This window comes from Streptomyces sp. NBC_00358, from assembly GCF_036099295.1.
Taxonomy (GTDB): Bacteria; Actinomycetota; Actinomycetes; order Streptomycetales; family Streptomycetaceae; genus Streptomyces.
Genome location: NZ_CP107976.1, coordinates 532,536 through 548,158, shown reverse-complemented (window position 1 = coordinate 548,158; position 15,623 = coordinate 532,536). Strand labels below are relative to the sequence as shown.

Below are 15,623 nucleotides of genomic sequence, written 5' to 3'. Positions count from 1 at the left end.
GCATGGACGGCGGGCAGTGGACGCACCTGACGGCGCCGGTTCCGGCCTCCGGCACCGGATTGGTAGGGCGCGACGCCGAACTACGGGAGATCGCCCGGCTGTTGGCACGGGCCCGTGACGGCGGCGGAGCGCTGGTTCTCGCGGGGGAGCCCGGGATCGGCAAGTCGGACCTGCTCCTCGCGGCCCGGGAGCAGGCCGGGCAGGCCGGATTCCGTGTGCTGTCCTCGGTGGGTTCCCAGGTGGAGGCGGAACTCCCGTACGTCGGTCTGCGCCGGCTGCTCGCCGACGTGCTGGACGGGGCCGATCTCCTGCCGGACACGCAACGGCGGGCGCTGCTGACAGCACTCGGTGTACTCGACGGCCCTGCCGCCCAACCGTTCCTGGTCGCCCTGGCCGCCTTGAACCTGCTCGCCGAAACGGCGACACGGACCCCGGTCCTCGTATGCGTCGACGACTTGCAGTGGCTGGACCGGCCCAGCGCCGACGTCGTGGGGTTCGTGGCCCGCCGCCTCGGCTACGACCCGGTGGTGCTGCTGGCCACGTCCCGGACACAGGCGGGCGAGCGACCGGTCCCGGCGGACCTGCCGCGCCTGGACCTCGGGGCGCTGGCGGAACAGGACGCACGCCGCGTGGTGGAAGCTGTACGCGGGGACCTCGACGCCTCCGTACGCGACGAGATCGTGACGGTCTCCCAGGGCAACCCGCTGGCCCTGGTGGAGCTGTCCGCCCACTGGCGGACGGGGCCACCCGGCCCCGCCACCGGACTCCCCCTCACCGAGCGTCTGGAGGATGCCTTCGTCGGCCGTCTGCGGGACCTGCCCGCAGGGGTCCAGGACGCCGTGCTGGTCGCCGCCGCCGAGTCGACCGACGACCTCGCGGAGGTACTGGCGGCCACCGCGCTGTTGCACGGGGCGCCGGTCACCGCCGACGACCTGGAGGCGGCCGTGGTCACCGGCCTGCTCCGTTTCGACGGGCTGCGGGTGAGTTTTCGCCATCCGTTGGTCCGCTCCGGCGTACTGCAAGGGACCGGCGCCGCCAGACTGCGGGCCGCGCACGCCGCGGTCGCCGAGCTGCTCACGGCGGATCCCTATCGCAGGAGCTGGCACCAGGCACTGTCCGTCGACGCCCCCGACGAACAGATCGCGATGCGGTTGGAATCCCACCATGTCATGGCACTGCAGCGCGGATCCGTCGTGACGGCGATCCAGATGCTGGAGCGGGCCGCGCAGTTGTCGGTGACCCCGGACCTGGCCGGGCGCAGGCTGCTGCTGGCCGCCGAACTCGGCTTCGGCCTCGGCCGCGCCGACCTGGTGCGCCGACTGCTGGCAACGGTGGCGCGCACGGACATCTCCGAGCTGGACCGCGTCCGGATGACCTGGCTGGAGGAGATCTTCGAGGACGGCGAGCCGGGCAACGCGGCCCATGTGCTCTCGCTCTGCGCCGGAGCGGCGCGCGCCGCAGAAGCCGGCGACCTCTCCCTCGCCCTCAATCTGCTGGTCGGCGCCGCGCTCCGCTGCTGGTGGGCCGAGTCCGGCGCGACGGCGCGTTCCCGCGTTGTCACGATCACCCGGAGCCTGCGCGGCGCCGAGTCCGACCCCCGGTACGTCGCAGCCCTCGCGGTCGCCGACCCGGTCCGGGAGGGCGCGGCAGTGCACCGCATGCTGTACGCCGCCTGGGAGTCGGCCGACCACGACGTGGACGCCGACCACCTGCGCCTGCTCGGCATGGCGGCGCACGCGATGGGGGAGCAGAGTCTCGCGGTCGACTTCCTGGACCGTGCCGAGGCAAGACTCCGCGCACAGGGTCGACTCGGCCTGCTGCCACAGGTGTTGAGCCTTCAGGTGGTGGCCCGCATCGATCTCGGCGACTGGCGGCGTGCGGTGCAGGCCGCGGAGGAGGGCGTACGACTGGCCACGGACACGGGCCAGCCCATCTGGACCGCGGGAACCCTCGCCGGCAGCTCCCGCCTCGCCGCCCTGCAGGGGGACGTCAGGTCGGCCCGCAAGCAGGCGGCGGAAGCGGAGGCCGCCTGTCTGCCCAAGGGCATCAGCTGCTTCCTGACAGTGGTCGGGATGACCCGCGGAAGTGCCCTCATCACCGAAGGGCGCTTCACCGAGGCGTACGACGCGCTCGCCACGATGTTCGATCCGGCCCAGCCCTGCTACCACCAGCGCGAGAGCTACGGCGGTCTGGGCCTGCTCGCGGAGGCGGCCTCTCTCGGCGGCCGGCGCGCCGAGGCCCGTGCGCTGTTCGCCGAGCTGACGCAGGGCTACGGCGACACCCCCGCGGGGCTGCTGCGCGTCCAACTCCACTACGCCGACGCCGTCCTGGCGGAGGACGAGGACGCCGGGGCGCTGTTCGACCGGGCCCTGGCTCAGGACCTGACCCGCTGGCCCTGGCCGAGGGCGCGTCTGGAGCTGGCCCACGGAAGCTGGCTGCGCCGCAGGCGGCGCGTCGCGGAGTCCCGGGTTCCACTGCGCTCCGCGCTGGCCACCTTCGAGGCCATCGGCGCCGTGTGGTGGGCCGAGCAGACGCGGGAGGCGCTCAGGGCCTCGGGGGAACGGGCGGTATCCGCCAGGTCCAAGGGTGCGGTGGCCGACCTGACCCCACAGGAACTGCAGATCGCCAGACTCGCCGCCGAGGGCCTGTCGAACCGTCATATCGGCGAGCAGCTCTACCTCTCGCCGCGGACCGTCGGCTCCCACCTGTACCGGATCTTTCCCAAGCTGGGCGTCACGGCGCGCGGCCAGCTCGCCGCGGCGCTGCGGGGCGTGTGACGGCCTTCGCGCGGGGTGCGTGAGAGCGCCGGACCGGCATGGCGATCTCAGTCGTCCCGTTCAAGTCGCCTTGGAGCAGCGTCTGTTGGAGCCGCGAGTGTCCTCGTCCAGGGCGCGGTCGCAACGACCGGGAGGCTCACCGGACCTGAACACCGTGCGGAGCCGCGTGACGAAATCCGGCCGGCCGCGCGCCCAGACTTCCCGCTGTCCGTCGTGAGGCTCGGTCCGGCGCGCGGGCGTATCGTGGAGCGGGCCGGTTCGCCGCGGACCGGGCCCCGCTGTGCGGGGCGGCGGCGGTCGGCCGGTGGGGGCCCGGCCGCAGTCGGATGACTGAAGCGGGCGGCCCTGCGGACGTCCCAGCATGGAGCCATCTCTCCTCGGCACTTCGCGAGCGTAAGGAAGACTCGTCATGGCCTCAGCCGCACGTCCCGTCGTCTTCATCCACGGCCTCTGGCTGCACAGCACCTCCTGGGCTCCCTGGACAGAGCTCTTCACCCAGCACGACTACCAGCCCGTCGCCCCGGGCTGGCCCGGCGTTCCCGCCACCGTGGAGCTCGCCCGCGCGAACCCGGACAGCATCGCCGACCACGGCATCGACGACGTCGTGGCGCACTACGCGCGGGTCATCGAGGAACTGCCCGCGCCACCGATCCTGGTCGGGCACTCCTTCGGGGGCATGATCGCCGAGAAGCTGCTCGGCCAGAACCGTGCCGCGGCCGCCGTGGCCATCGACGCGGCCCAGATCAAGGGCGTCCTGCCGCTGCCGCTCTCCTCCCTGCGCGCGACCTTCCCCGTCTTCAGCAACCCCGCCAACAAGCACCGGGCGGTCTCCCTGACGGCAGACCAGTTCCGGTTCGCGTTCGGCAACGCGGTGAGCGAGGCCGAGTCCGCCGACCTCTACGAGCGCTGGTCGATTCCGGCGCCGGGCAAGCCGCTGTTCGAGGCCGCCGGGGCGAACTTCAGCCCGACCTCTCCGGCGAAGGTCGACACCGGCAACGAGAGCCGCGGACCGCTGCTGCTCGTCATGGGTGGCAAGGACCACACCGTGCCCGAGGCGATCACCAAGTCCACGCTCAAGCAGTACCGCCACTCCAGCGCCGTCACGGAGCTCGTCGAGTTCGCCGACCGCGGTCACTCGCTCACCATCGACAGCGGCTGGCGCGAGGTCGCCGACGCCGCGCTCGGCTGGCTGGCCAAGCAAGGGCTCTAGCGCTCCGACCGCGTGCGTTCACCGGGCGGTGGAGGCTGGTGTGCGGGGAACGCCGCTATCGGCCTCCCTCCTGACCCTCGGCCTCGGTCAACGCGGCGGCGAGTTGACTGCGGGCCTGGATACCCAGCTTGGGGAACACCCGGTAGAGGTGCGAGCCGACGGTGCGGTGGGAGAGGTACAGGCGTTCGCCGATCTCGCGGTTGGACAGGCCCTGCCCGGCGAGGCGGGCGATCTCCAGTTCCTGCGGGGAGAGCGCGGCCCAGCGGCCGGGGCGGCGGCGCTCCACCGTCTCTCCGGTGGCGGCCAGTTCGCGCTGGGCACGGGCGGCCCAGGCCGGAGTGTCCAGCATGTCGAAGGTCTGCCGGGCGGAGTGCAGCAGTCGGCGGCCTTCGGCGATCCGTTGTCTGCGGCGCAGCCAGGCGCCCTCACCGAGGTCGAGCCGGGCGCGATACCAGGGTGAACCGCCGACGCAGTACCGGCGGGCCTCGGCGAAGTACCGAGGCGCGTCCTTCTCGTCGGCGAGCAGGGCGTGGGCGAGGGCGAGGGAACGACGGACGCCCCCGGCGGTTGTGGAACCGATGAGCCCTTCCACCTGACGGACCCGGATGAGCGCCGGCCCCCGTCGGCCGACAGCGTGCGCGGCCTCGGCGAAGTAGTCCAGGGCCCAGGCGCACTGCGGTGACTGATAGGCGGGCGAGACGGGGTCGAGCATCCGCCCGAACTCCTCGTAGGCCAGGCCCGGTTCCTCCTGCCCCAGTGCCGCCAGCCCGCGGGTGAGCTGGATGCCGTTCGCTATGGAGGTGTTGCCGCTCACCACAGCGGCCTCCCGCACCTCGGCGAGCAGACGCATCGCCTGACGCTGACGGCCGCGGACGGCCGCCACATTGGCGATGCCCAGGCGGGCGCACGCCGCCCAGGTGGTCTGACCGGTCTCCTCCGCGAACCGCAGGGCCTCGTCGGCGGCGGTCGCGCTGTGGTCCCACTGCCCCATGTACAGCGTGGCGAAGGCACGCAGGACGAGCACCTGCGCGAGCGGCGCGATACGTCCCTGCGCGCGCAGGCCCGCCGCGGAGGCCTCCGTCAGCGACACCGTGTGCTCGAAGGAACCGCTCACAAAGCTCGCCATCGCGAACAGCCCGGTCAGCGCCGGGTCGGTCCCCTCGGCCGTGGGCCACTCCTTCAGCCGGTCCACTACGGCCGTTCCGCGCGCGAAGGGCGAGAGGAAGGAGTCCAGCAGCACCGGCCGGGGGTCCAGTGGCGGCAGCTTCAACTCGTCCGCGACAGAACGGAGTCGGTCGATGAGGCGGAGGTCCCGGCTGGCGCCCCAGTAGCAGGCCCGGGAGGCGCGTACGAGCAGGTTGGCGGCGAGATCGCTGTCGCCCGCCCGCAGCGCGCCCGTGGCGGACACGTACATGCGCCGGACCAGGCCCTCGCCGCCGGGCACCCCGTCGTCGAAGGCCGTCTCCAGGGCGACCAGCTTTCCGGAGTCCTGCGCGTGCAGGGGCCGGGTGCGGACCTGCTCGATCAGGTCGCGGACCGTGTCCGGACGGCCGAGTTCGAAGGCGACCTCCGCGGCACGCAGCAGCCGGTGTCCGCTCGTCCTCTCGTCGGGGGTGAGCTTGGAGGACCGTTCCAGGAAGGTCTGGGCGAGCGCCACCGCGCCCCGAGCCAGCGCCCGGTCCGCGGAGGACTCCAGATCGTCCGCGACCTCGGCGTCCGGCTCCCGTACGACCGCGGCGCGGTGCCAGGTGGCGCGGTCCGGGTCGGCTGCCAGGACCCGTGCCAGGGCCCGGTGCGCGTCAGCGGTCGGCTCAGGGCTGGAACCGCGCAGTACGGCGGAGCGCATCAGCGGGTGGCGGAACCTGACCCGCTCGCCGTCGATCTCCAACAGCCCCGCGCTCAGTGCCTCCTCGCGCTCTTCGGGCCGGAGCGGGCGGCCGAGCACCGTTGCCACGGCGGCCTCGCACTCCGCCGGCGCGTCACCGTCCTGGACCGCGGCCACCAGCAGCAGGGTCCGCGCCGCCGGGCCGCACTCGTCCAGCCGGCCGGCGAAGGCCTGGCGCAGTCGCTCCGCCAGCGGCAGTGGGCCCGGTTCGGCGGCGTCGGCGGCCGGGAGTTCCAGCAGGGCGAGCGGATTGCCTTCCGCCAGCTCCAGCACGCGATCCCGCGCGTAACCGGTCAGTGTGGGCGCGTGGCTGGTGAGCAGTTGGTGGGCCTCCGCGGCGTTCAGCGGTGCGAGGGGCAGGTACACCTGGTGCCGGCTCGGGGGAGGGCTTTCGGGACCGGGCGGTTCACGGGTGGTGACCAGGAGAACCAGGGGCTCCGCGGCCAGGCGCCGGGAGATGAAGGCGATGGCCTCGGCGCTGGCGGGGTCGGCCCACTGCAGATCGTCCACCAGGGCCAGCAGTGGCCGCTGGACCGCGCTGTCGGAGAGAAGTTCCAGCGCGGCCAGGCCGATCCGCGTCGGCGAGGGCGTGTCCACCGGCTCGGCAAGACCGAAGGCACCGAGAAGTACGGCCCGTTGCGGGCGCGGTAACTGCTCGACGCCGGCGAGCAGGGGTCGCAGCAACTGGTGCAGCATGGCGAAGGGCAGCTCCTGCTCGGCGCGGCTGCCCGTGGCCCGCAGCACCCGCAGGCCGCGTTCGGCGCCCTCCTCGGCGCAGACCCGCAACAGCGCCGTCTTACCGATTCCCGGCTGCCCGGTCAGGCGGATGACCGCTCCCGCCTGAGGCAGTGCGTCCCACACGCGCCGGACGACGGCGAGCTCGTGCTGACGGCCGAGGAATCGAGCGGGCGGATCGGCCAGAGCCACAGGATGGCGTCCTTGTCCTTCTGCGCGGGCGGGTCGGCCCGATAATAGGACGCGGATTCGAACGGAAGCTCAAGTTCCGCACATTGTGGGAGACGCGAACCGGCTGGCGTCACCGTGGCCCATGGGCACGTCCGCGGTTACGCGTCTCGCGGAGCCGGCAGCGTCCGGCGGGGCCGGCGGCAACCGGCGGTCCCGTCTGGAGCAGCCGGGGCGGCGATCGACGGTCCTCCACCGTAGCCTGCGGAGCGAGCCGGTGCGTGGTGCCGAAGCCGCAGTCGGGCGACTCAAGCCAGGACCGCTGCGGCCTCCCTAGCGTCCGTCCAAGGCGCGAGACGCCGAACGCGGCGCCGCAAGCACCCCCACCGCACCGGGAGCAGGCCGCCTGCTCCCGCCGTACCACCGTTGTCGAACGGAAGGTCAGCAAAGTGACACGCGTTCCCGATGAAGCCCTCGTCCTCGTTCCGGGCGGCACCCTCATCACGGACACCCCTGAGGAGGGCCGAGCGCTCGCACTGACGCTGGCCCGCCAGACCATCCACAACATCCAGCCCGAGCTGGAGGTGCTCCAGGCCGGCCGCCCCCAGTACTCGGCGGACGCGGCGAAGCTGATCGCCGCCGGCCAGGTGGTGGCTCTGGAATTCGCCACCATCGCGGCCGCCAACAACTACTGGCGCTGAACGACGGAGAGCCGAACCCCGTCGGCGCAGAGCCGAGCCCCGTCGGCCCGTCCGTGCGACCGACGGGCCGACGCCCGTTTGCCGACGCGCGTCCGGCATGGCTCGTCCACCCACACCTGGGCAGCGGAGCACGGCCCAGGTGTGGGTGGATCCCGGGTTCGTTGCGCGCGCCCGTCAGCCGTGCTTGGCTCGCCGGATGAACCTTCTGTTGACGGCGAGTGGCCTGCGCAACGAGACGCTGCGCGATGCGCTGCGGGACATGCTGGGAAAGCCGTTCGGATCGGCGAACATCGTGTACGTTCCCACGGCATCGGTCGCCGAGCCCGGGGACCACGGGTGGTTCGTCGAGGACATGAACCGGCTGTACGGCCTCGGCTGGCGGGAGTTCGACGTCCTGGAGCTGAACGGCCTGCCCCGGCAGATGGTGCTCGACCGGCTGCTCCACGCCGACGTCATCTATGTCGAGGGCGGCAGCCACTACCACCTCGCGCGCAGCATCACCGGCAACGACCTGGCCGACGGCTTCCTGGCGGCGCTGGAGAACCGGGTCTACGTAGGGGTCAGCGCCGGATCAATGATCTTCAGTCGTCATCTCACCGGACACTCCGCCGACGTCATCGGGGACAGCACGGACCTCCACGTGCTCGGCGCGACGACCGTGGAGCCGCCGTTCGGCCTCTTCGACTGGTATCTCAAGCCCCACCTGTACTCGCCGGACTTCCCCGAGCGGGACGACGCCTGGGCCGATCGCATCGCTGCGCGGGCGGACTTCCCGATCTACTTCATCGACGACGAGACGGCCGTTCGCGTCAGGGACGGCAAGGTGGACGTCATTTCTGAAGGCCGGTGGCGGCTCCATCCGGCAGTCACCTGACCCAAGCCTTCCGCCTGAGCCGATGTCGACGCTCGTACCAACAGCTTCCGGCTCAGGAAAGGCAGAAGTCATGACGGGCGACCACGCTGTGGAGCAGGCCAACGCGGAGATCACCCGGCGGTGGTTCACCGGCGGATGGACGACCGACCCGGACATGGCCGATGACGTCTTCAGCCCGCAGTTCCGGACCGACGGCCTTCTCGTGGGCGTGCGCGGCCCGTTGGAGACCGTTCGCCGGCGGCTGGCCGCCTTCCCTGACCTGGAGACCGAGATCGAGGACCTGATCTCGGCGGCCGACAAGGTGGTGGTCAGGGTCCGGTGGACGGGGACCCAGACCGGCGACTACAGCGGAGTACCGGCCGGCGGCAAGCGCGTCGAGGTGCGCGTGATGTCGATCTGGCGGTTCGCGGAGGGCAAGGTGGTCGACAACTGGACCATCCAGGACCAGTTCTCCCTGCTGCAGCAGACCGGCTATCTGTCCCAGGACCTGACGACCGCGCAAGGACGCCGCTACGCGGCCGCGGACTGAACCGGCTGCTCCCGGTCGGCAACGTAGGTGTGGCGCGGACGGTCTGACTTCGGCGGGCCCCGTCAGTCGTCCGACTGAAGTCAGGGCCACCGTCGGCGGATCAGGATGGCGACGCATCGGATCAGCTCCTATCGGCCTGGGAGGACGACATCGTGACTCGCCCGCGCATCCTGATCGTCGGCGGTGGCTTCGCAGGTATCGCCTGCGCGCGCCGCCTCGAACGGCTTCTCGCACCCGAGGAAGCAGAGCTCGCCCTGGTGGCACCCCTCGGCTACGAGCTCTATCTGCCTCTGCTGCCGCAGGTGGCGGCCGGCGTGCTGACCCCCCAGTCGATCGCCGTCTCGCTGCGCAGGGTGCTCCGCCGCACCCGGATCGTGCCCGGCGTCGCGCTCGGTGTCGACCCCGGAGCCAAGTTGTGCGTGGTGCGGCTGATCACCGACGAAGTGGTGCGGGAACGCTACGACTTCGTGGTGCTGGCCAGCGGCAGCGTGACCCGGTCCTTCGACATTCCGGGTGTGCCCGAGCACGCCCACGGCATGAAGAACCTCGCGGAGGCGGTCGCCGTGCGCGACCACGTCATCTCCCAACTCGACCTGGCCGACGCCACCGAGGACGCGCGCGAGCGGGAGGCCCGGCTGCGCTTCGTCGTCGTGGGAGGTGGCTACGCCGGTACCGAGACCGCCGCCTATCTGCAACGGCTCACCAGCGCCGCGGCACACCGCTACCCGGCGCTGCGTCCGGAGATGGTCAAGTGGCATCTCGTCGATGTCGCTCCGCGGCTGATGCCGGAGCTGGGCGACCAACTGGGCGACAAGGCAGTGGAGTTGCTGAGACGCCGCGGGATCGAGGTCACCCTGGGCGTGAGTGTCGCCTCGGCCGGCCCCGGCGAAGTGGTCCTCACCGACGGTCGTCGGATGGCCACGCACACACTGTTGTGGACCGCGGGGATCGCGGCGAGCCCGCTGATCGCCTCGATGGAGGCAAGGACCGTACGGGGACGGCTCGCTGTCACAACCGAGCTGGAGGTAGCGGGACTTGACGGTGTGTTCGCCGTCGGCGACGCCGCCGCCGTGCCCGACCTGGCCACCGGCGGAGACGCGATCTGCCCGCCCACCGCACAGCACGCGCTGCGGCAGGGCAGGACGGCGGGTACCAACGTCGCCGCGCGGGTTCGCGGTCAGCGGCTGCGTCCCTACCGGCACCGCGACCTGGGCCTGGTCGTGGACCTGGGCGGCTTCGGGTCGGTGTCCCGGCCGCTCGGCATCCCGCTCAGCGGGCCGGCCGCGCAGGTGGTGGCACGCGGCTACCACCTCCTGGCGCTGCCCACGTTCGTGGCCAGGACCCGGGTCGCGGCCAACTGGGCTCTGCACGCGGTCGCGGGCGACGACTTCGTCCGTACCGGATTTCTCGCCCGTCGCCCGACGACGATCCAGGCGATGGAGGGAACCGATGGCTACCTGACCCCGGAGGAGGTCCGTGCCGTCTCCGCGCCCCCGAAGCGCCGAGAGGGTCCCGACCCGTCGGTCCGGGCTCCCGGGCCGTGACCGCCAGGTCCGGAAGGAAGGACCTGCGCGGTCGCCGGCTTCTACGGGACCCGGATCCCCGGCGACGGAAACTCGGATGACCGTGCCGCACGGCCGTCCTAGGCTGCGCTCGGGGGAGGGCGAGGCGCCGTATCGACCGTCAGCCGATCGGAGATGCACGGGCATGACCAGTCAACTGTTCGCGATCTGCTTCAACGCGACTCGACCGTCGGGTCTGGCGCGGTTCTGGTCCGGGGTCCTGGGCTGGGAGCTGGTCGACGGTCCGGACGACGACGCGGCGATCCTGCCCCCTGACGCCGCCGGGTTCCGCATCCGTTTCCTGCCGAGCCAGGAGCCGAAGATCGGGCAGAACAGGGCGCACTTCGACCTGACGAGCACCTCCCCCGAGGACCAGCAGCAGACGGTGGCCAGGGCGCTGGAATCCGGCGGGACACACATCGACGTGGGCCAGCTCCCCGAAGAGGGACATGTGGTGCTCGCCGATCCGGACGGCAACGAGTTCTGCGTCATCGAGGCGGGCAACAAGTTCCTCGCCGACACCGGTTTCATCGGAGCGTTGGCCTGCGACGGTACGCGGGAGGTCGGGTACTTCTGGAGCGAGGCGCTGCGGTGGCCGCTGGTCTGGGACCAGGACCAGGAGACCGCGATCCAATCGCCGAACGGCGGTACGAAGATCACGTGGGGCGGGCCTCCGGTGGCGCCGAAGACGGGCACGAACAGGCTGCACTTCGAGCTGGCGCTGCCCGCCGACGCGGACTGGGGGGCCGAGGCCGACCGTCTGATCTCGCTCGGCGCGACGCGCACCGATACTGACACCGACATGGACGACGGCGGCCGGGTGCTGATGCTGGACCCCGACGGCAACGAGTTCTCCGTGCAGAGGCCCCGGTAGCGGGGCAGACGTCCGGTGGACCGTGTTTCATGGGCGTGAGCCTGTGAAACCCGCCGTCGGGGGGTCCCCGCAGGTCACGTCACGGTGCGTGGTTCGGGGTGGGGTGCCTGTCGTGACAAGCTGTGGTTCCCATTGCTGAGTTCCTGGAGGTCATTATGGCTGCAGAGTCTTCATTGCCGGAGGAGCCGGTTGAGGGTGAGAGCGATGCTCCCTCGCCCGACGCTGATGGTCACGACGATCTGAAGCGTAAGTTCCGGGAGGCTTTGGCGCGCAAGCGTGGTGTGCAGGCGGACGCCGCAGACCTCGCTGCGAGCACGAACAGGTCGAAGGTCCATGGTGCGCATGGTCCGGCGGCGAGCCAGCGGTCGTTCCGTCGAAAGAGCGGTGGCTGAGTCCCACAGCGGCCTCAGGCGGGGGCTCGGCAGCACCAGGCGGTCCCTGCGACGGCCTGCAGGCCTCCGGCGGCATTTCCGTTGACGGCCTGCAGGCCTCCGGCGGCGGCATCACCATGTGTAGGGATACCGCCTGCCGCAGGTTCCCTCCCGCACCGGACCGACAGGTCGCAGAGCGTGTCCGGCAGAGCAGGCGATTTTCCACCGGCCGCTCGGAAGCCCTACGGACCGGTCCGTGAGTGCTGCTCCCCGGGTCTCAGGGCTTTCACCGAGCCCGGATCAGTCGGCGGCCGCCTCGAACGTCCTGGTCACGGCCCGTACGAGCCGGTCCGCGTACTCCCGCTCGGCATCCTTGAACTGCGGGTACTCGGTGACGAAGTGGTCCCACTCCACGTACCCGACCGCCTGCGTCACATCGTCGAGCAGGATGCTCTCGCGGTGCGAATTCGGCCACTCGCCCGACAGCCGGAACACCTCGTGCAGTAGTCCGTAGCGGAGCGGATGCCGCTCGGCCAGCAGCACGGCGTCGTACAGATCCTTGCCCTGGGCGTGCATGTCGTTGACCAGCCACATCAATTTCCAGGCCAGGGACAGTTCAGGCGTGGCCCCCTGCACGACCGTGCCGCCCGGCAGCTCCGCCGGCTGCGGTGACTCGGGCAGTCGCTCGTTGAATACGAAGTCGAGCTGGACATGGCCGCCCGGCAGACCGGGGGAGTCCCACGGCAGCACCATGCGGCGGCCCGGTACCCGGTCGTAGGTCCAGATGTCCTCGGCCACCGCGCCCCGCGCCGAGATCCCGACCTCGCCTCCGCGCTCGTCGGCCAGTGTCTGTGCCGCCGAGGCGATGCCGCGCAGCATGTGGTCCGTCCTGTCGTCGTCGATCTGCCACGTGTGGGGGACGACGACGAAGTCCAGGTCACCGGGCTCCCGGGCGGCGTCCGGGAACCACGCCGACATCAGAACGCTGCCCCTGAGCACCAGGGCGTTCTCCCACTGCGACGCGGCGATCGCGTCCAGCACCAGGTGCAGGGCCCGGCGCCGGGCCGCCCGCCACGTCTCGCCCCGCGCCGGATCCCCGAAACGCGGATCCGTCGCGCGGTAGGCGTTCTGGTGGTGCTTCAGCGACGGGTCGAAGACGGGGCGCTGCACCACGTCGTCCCCTGGCACCGACTGCAGCGTCTTCGGCAGGTCCCGCGCCCTGCGGGTGGCCTCGTCCAGCGGTTCCCGGGGCAGCTCGGTGCTCCGCCAGCCGAACCCGTCCCACGCCGTCCCACTCATGTCCGTACCCCCACAGGATCCGCGATCCAACCGTCGTCCACGGACAGGTCACTGTCATGGAGCACGAACTCCCGCTCCACGCCCAGCACCACGAACCCGCCCAGCTCTGTCAGCAATCGTTCCAGCGCCCGCCCCGCTCCGTCGGCGCCCACTCCGCGGCACCGCTGTGTCACGAACCGCTCGTGCCGTGCGTCGGCCCGGACCCGCAGGGCGTTCCACGACAGATGGGCGCCGTGCGGCACCGTCCGGGCCGCGAGCGCGGCCAGGTCCGTGTCTGGGTCGAGCAGCAGCTTCACGTGATGCTCGAAGTATCGTTCGTCGTCCCCGCCGAGCCGAACCGGTACCTCCGCGGCCCACGGCGTGCACTCGGTCTTCACCCGCACCGGCTCGAAACCGTCCCCTTGAAGCCTCGCCACGACGTGCCGCACTCGCTCGGCCTGTTCGACGTACGACGAGGAACCGGACAGCGTGAGCATGGGCTGATCGCGCATCCGGCCGCGCGCCAGCACGATATGCGTCAGCTTCAGACCACCCGAGGCCGCCCACCGCTGCAGCCGCGGCCACTCGTCGGGGTCGGCGCAGCGGACCGTCACATGCGATTCGTACAGGGAAGCGGACACCCGCGGATCCTGCCAGACCAGGCCCCTCACACCTATTCGTGAACGGACGGAACCGCGCGGGACGAGGAAACGACGGCCGGGCGCGTTACCGAAGGCGAGTCGGACAGCGTTGTGCCTGTTCGCGGAGGCCTGCCCGAGCGAGGAGGTCGGCACCCGGTCGCCGGCCTGACGAGCAGGACGTCACCGTTCCCGGCACCGAGGCGGCACACCGATCGTCCCGAGCCCGGCCGGTTCGTATCCCCGCGAACACGTCAAGCGGCAACGGTCAGCCGATCGGCGGTTCCGCCAGCAGCACCACCCGGTCGGACTCGACGTCGAACCCGAGCACGGGATGCTTCTGCTCCCAGTCGCCCTCGGGCGTCATCACCACCGGCTTGCCCAGTCGGCCCCCGATCGCACGAAGAAATCCGCACAACACGTCCAGCCGTTCCTGCCCCTGCAGCTCCCGCAAGTCCACGTCAAAGCCGATCTCCTCAGCCGACTCCAACCGAAAGATCGTCGACACATCCGGCGTCGGCCAGACCCGCAGATCCGCACACTCGGCATCAGCAGGCCGCGACAGCACCGCCCCGGCACGCGGCAGCGGCATGACAACACCGCCCTCGGAGTACTCGCTCCGCCAGCCACTCGCAACGATGAGATCGAGGACAGCCTGCCAGTCCTCAACCCCCGTCCCCGTCACCCACACATCCGGAAGGCACCCCTCCCGCTCAAGGTCGAAGAAGTCCCTCACGTCATCCCACAGCAGCTCCGGCACCAGGCAATGCTGACCCCACCTCGGGCTCGAACGCACGCCGGTTTCCATGACCAAAGCCATAGGAATCGCCACGTATCACCACACCGCAGGGGCCGTGTCGCCGGGTCCTGGAGCCCGGGTGCGCTGAGCGCCCCGGGAGGGGCTCCACACTTTCCACACCCTCTGTACAGGCTTTGGCCACACTCATGCATATGATCACCGAGCCCCCGGGCTCCCTGATCATCAAGACCGCACCAGAGGAACACATGCACATACGCGCCACCGTGGCCGCCGTCTCCGGCGCCCTGGCCCTCTCCGCTCTGGCCGTCCCGGCCGCGCACGCGACGGGCGACCACCGGTTCAGCCACGACGACGTCGTGAAGTCCGCCCAGGCCGCGCGCGAAGCCGCCGAAGGCAAGACGCCCTTCACCGGGTCCACGGGCGAGGACGGCGAGCCGTACCCGCTCGATCTGTCCTTCTCCAATGTGAAGATCAACAACGGCAAGCCGATCGCGGTCGGCATCTCCAATCTGGTCTCGGCCCCGGTCAGTTACACCGTCACGCATTCCGCCGACCTCGACCTCGACAACCCCGATGTCTACGTGGACGTCGAGCTCTACCGCGGCGACTACTACGACCCGGACAACTACCTGGTCGGCGCCGACTGGCCGACCTGCACCGCCACCTCCGCGACGAAGGCGACCTGCACGGGCACGATCGACATCGACCCGTACTTCGACCTGATGAACACGGACGCCACGACGTGGAAGGCGGACGGCTACGCGATCGACTTCAACGGCCAGGACCCGGAGTCGGACGACATCGACCTGAGCCAGGTCGGCTTCGTCGGCCAGGACAACCTCGGCACCGCCCAGCTCCAGCGCTACTCCAAGCTGACGGTCAACGCCTCCCCCGAGCCGGTGAAGAAGGGCAAGACCGTCACGGTGACCGGCCTGCTCTCCCGTGCCAACTGGGACGACCTGGAGTACCACGGCTACACCAACCAATCGGTGAAGCTGCAGTTCCGCAAGAAGTCCAGCACCACCTACACCACACTCAAGACGGTCAAGAGCAGCTCGACGGGCTCGCTGAAGACCACCGTCACGGCCTCGGTCGACGGCTACTACCGCTACAGCTTCGCGGGCACCTCGACCACCCCGGCGGTCAACGCTGCGGGCGACTACGTCGACGTGCAGTAACAACACGTCCCGCGCCCCGCGCCCCGCGCCCGTTGCGGGGCGCGGGGTGTTTTTTTACTGCTCATGCGAACCGCCGACACCCC

General features: G+C 70.9%; 13 protein-coding genes. 9 read left to right on the top strand and 4 right to left on the bottom strand.

The annotated features are described in order from the left end of the window. Window positions 1–2 precede the first annotated feature (2 nt). Together OHT01_RS02175 and OHT01_RS02170 are read left to right on the top strand one after the other, a co-directional pair. A complete protein-coding gene (locus OHT01_RS02175; RefSeq protein WP_328551366.1) occupies window positions 3–2,777 on the top strand; it encodes a helix-turn-helix transcriptional regulator in 2,775 nt (924 codons plus the stop codon). Window positions 2,778–3,186: 409 nt separating this feature from the next. Beyond that, window positions 3,187–3,987: an alpha/beta hydrolase gene (locus OHT01_RS02170; protein WP_328551365.1), complete on the top strand. Its 801-nt coding sequence runs from the start codon at window positions 3,187–3,189 to the stop codon at window positions 3,985–3,987. A gap of 55 nt (window positions 3,988–4,042) precedes the next feature. Here OHT01_RS02170 and OHT01_RS02165 read toward each other — a convergent pair whose 3' ends face one another. Then, the gene (locus tag OHT01_RS02165; RefSeq protein WP_328551364.1) at window positions 4,043–6,799 is read right to left on the bottom strand and encodes an ATP-binding protein; all 2,757 of its coding nucleotides are present in this window, start codon (window positions 6,797–6,799) and stop codon (window positions 4,043–4,045) included. Between the two features lie 425 nt (window positions 6,800–7,224). Between OHT01_RS02165 and OHT01_RS02160 the strand changes: the two genes are divergently transcribed. The 6 genes from OHT01_RS02160 to OHT01_RS02135 all read left to right on the top strand — a co-directional run bounded on the left by OHT01_RS02160 (window position 7,225) and on the right by OHT01_RS02135 (window position 11,707). Next, window positions 7,225–7,476 (top strand): hexameric tyrosine-coordinated heme protein, encoded by a 252-nt coding sequence (locus tag OHT01_RS02160; RefSeq protein WP_328551363.1) that lies wholly within the window; start codon window positions 7,225–7,227, stop codon window positions 7,474–7,476. Window positions 7,477–7,672: 196 nt separating this feature from the next. Further along, a complete protein-coding gene (locus OHT01_RS02155) occupies window positions 7,673–8,350 on the top strand; it encodes a Type 1 glutamine amidotransferase-like domain-containing protein (protein WP_328551362.1) in 678 nt (225 codons plus the stop codon). A gap of 70 nt (window positions 8,351–8,420) precedes the next feature. Next, window positions 8,421–8,879 (top strand): ester cyclase, encoded by a 459-nt coding sequence (locus OHT01_RS02150; RefSeq protein WP_328551361.1) that lies wholly within the window; start codon window positions 8,421–8,423, stop codon window positions 8,877–8,879. A 152-nt stretch (window positions 8,880–9,031) separates the two neighbouring features. Further along, window positions 9,032–10,423 carry an NAD(P)/FAD-dependent oxidoreductase gene (locus tag OHT01_RS02145; RefSeq protein WP_328551360.1) on the top strand — a complete coding sequence of 464 codons (1,392 nt, stop codon included), beginning with the start codon at window positions 9,032–9,034 and terminating at the stop codon, window positions 10,421–10,423. 163 nt (window positions 10,424–10,586) lie between these two features. Beyond that, the gene (locus OHT01_RS02140; RefSeq protein WP_328551359.1) at window positions 10,587–11,315 is read left to right on the top strand and encodes a VOC family protein; all 729 of its coding nucleotides are present in this window, start codon (window positions 10,587–10,589) and stop codon (window positions 11,313–11,315) included. Between the two features lie 155 nt (window positions 11,316–11,470). Continuing rightward, window positions 11,471–11,707: a DUF5302 domain-containing protein gene (locus tag OHT01_RS02135; protein WP_328551358.1), complete on the top strand. Its 237-nt coding sequence runs from the start codon at window positions 11,471–11,473 to the stop codon at window positions 11,705–11,707. A gap of 279 nt (window positions 11,708–11,986) precedes the next feature. Here OHT01_RS02135 and OHT01_RS02130 read toward each other — a convergent pair whose 3' ends face one another. From OHT01_RS02130 to OHT01_RS02120, 3 genes are all read right to left on the bottom strand, one after another. Then, entirely contained in the window at window positions 11,987–12,985 is a 999-nt protein-coding gene (locus OHT01_RS02130) for a nucleotidyl transferase AbiEii/AbiGii toxin family protein (protein ID WP_328551357.1), read from the bottom strand. Continuing rightward, a complete protein-coding gene (locus OHT01_RS02125; protein WP_328551356.1) occupies window positions 12,982–13,605 on the bottom strand; it encodes a hypothetical protein in 624 nt (207 codons plus the stop codon). Before OHT01_RS02125 ends, OHT01_RS02130 begins: the two co-directional genes overlap by 4 nt. 265 nt (window positions 13,606–13,870) lie before the next feature. Continuing rightward, the gene (locus OHT01_RS02120; RefSeq protein WP_328551355.1) at window positions 13,871–14,362 is read right to left on the bottom strand and encodes a hypothetical protein; all 492 of its coding nucleotides are present in this window, start codon (window positions 14,360–14,362) and stop codon (window positions 13,871–13,873) included. Between the two features lie 245 nt (window positions 14,363–14,607). Between OHT01_RS02120 and OHT01_RS02115 the strand changes: the two genes are divergently transcribed. Further along, window positions 14,608–15,540, top strand: coding sequence for a hypothetical protein (locus tag OHT01_RS02115; RefSeq protein ID WP_328558002.1), 933 nt, complete (start codon window positions 14,608–14,610; stop codon window positions 15,538–15,540). Window positions 15,541–15,623 lie beyond the last annotated feature (83 nt).

What these genes read in the sequence shown, in the direction of transcription:
- OHT01_RS02170 (WP_328551365.1), top strand. Translation starts at nt 3,187, where the DNA reads ATGGCCTCAGCCGCACGTCCCGTCGTCTTCATCCACGGCCTCTGGCTG.
- OHT01_RS02175 (WP_328551366.1), top strand. Translation starts at nt 3, where the DNA reads ATGGACGGCGGGCAGTGGACGCACCTGACGGCGCCGGTTCCGGCCTCC.
- OHT01_RS02130 (WP_328551357.1), bottom strand. Translation starts at nt 12,985, where the DNA reads ATGAGTGGGACGGCGTGGGACGGGTTCGGCTGGCGGAGCACCGAGCTG.
- OHT01_RS02140 (WP_328551359.1), top strand. Translation starts at nt 10,587, where the DNA reads ATGACCAGTCAACTGTTCGCGATCTGCTTCAACGCGACTCGACCGTCG.
- OHT01_RS02115 (WP_328558002.1), top strand. Translation starts at nt 14,608, where the DNA reads ATGCACATACGCGCCACCGTGGCCGCCGTCTCCGGCGCCCTGGCCCTC.
- OHT01_RS02155 (WP_328551362.1), top strand. Translation starts at nt 7,673, where the DNA reads ATGAACCTTCTGTTGACGGCGAGTGGCCTGCGCAACGAGACGCTGCGC.
- OHT01_RS02150 (WP_328551361.1), top strand. Translation starts at nt 8,421, where the DNA reads ATGACGGGCGACCACGCTGTGGAGCAGGCCAACGCGGAGATCACCCGG.
- OHT01_RS02135 (WP_328551358.1), top strand. Translation starts at nt 11,471, where the DNA reads ATGGCTGCAGAGTCTTCATTGCCGGAGGAGCCGGTTGAGGGTGAGAGC.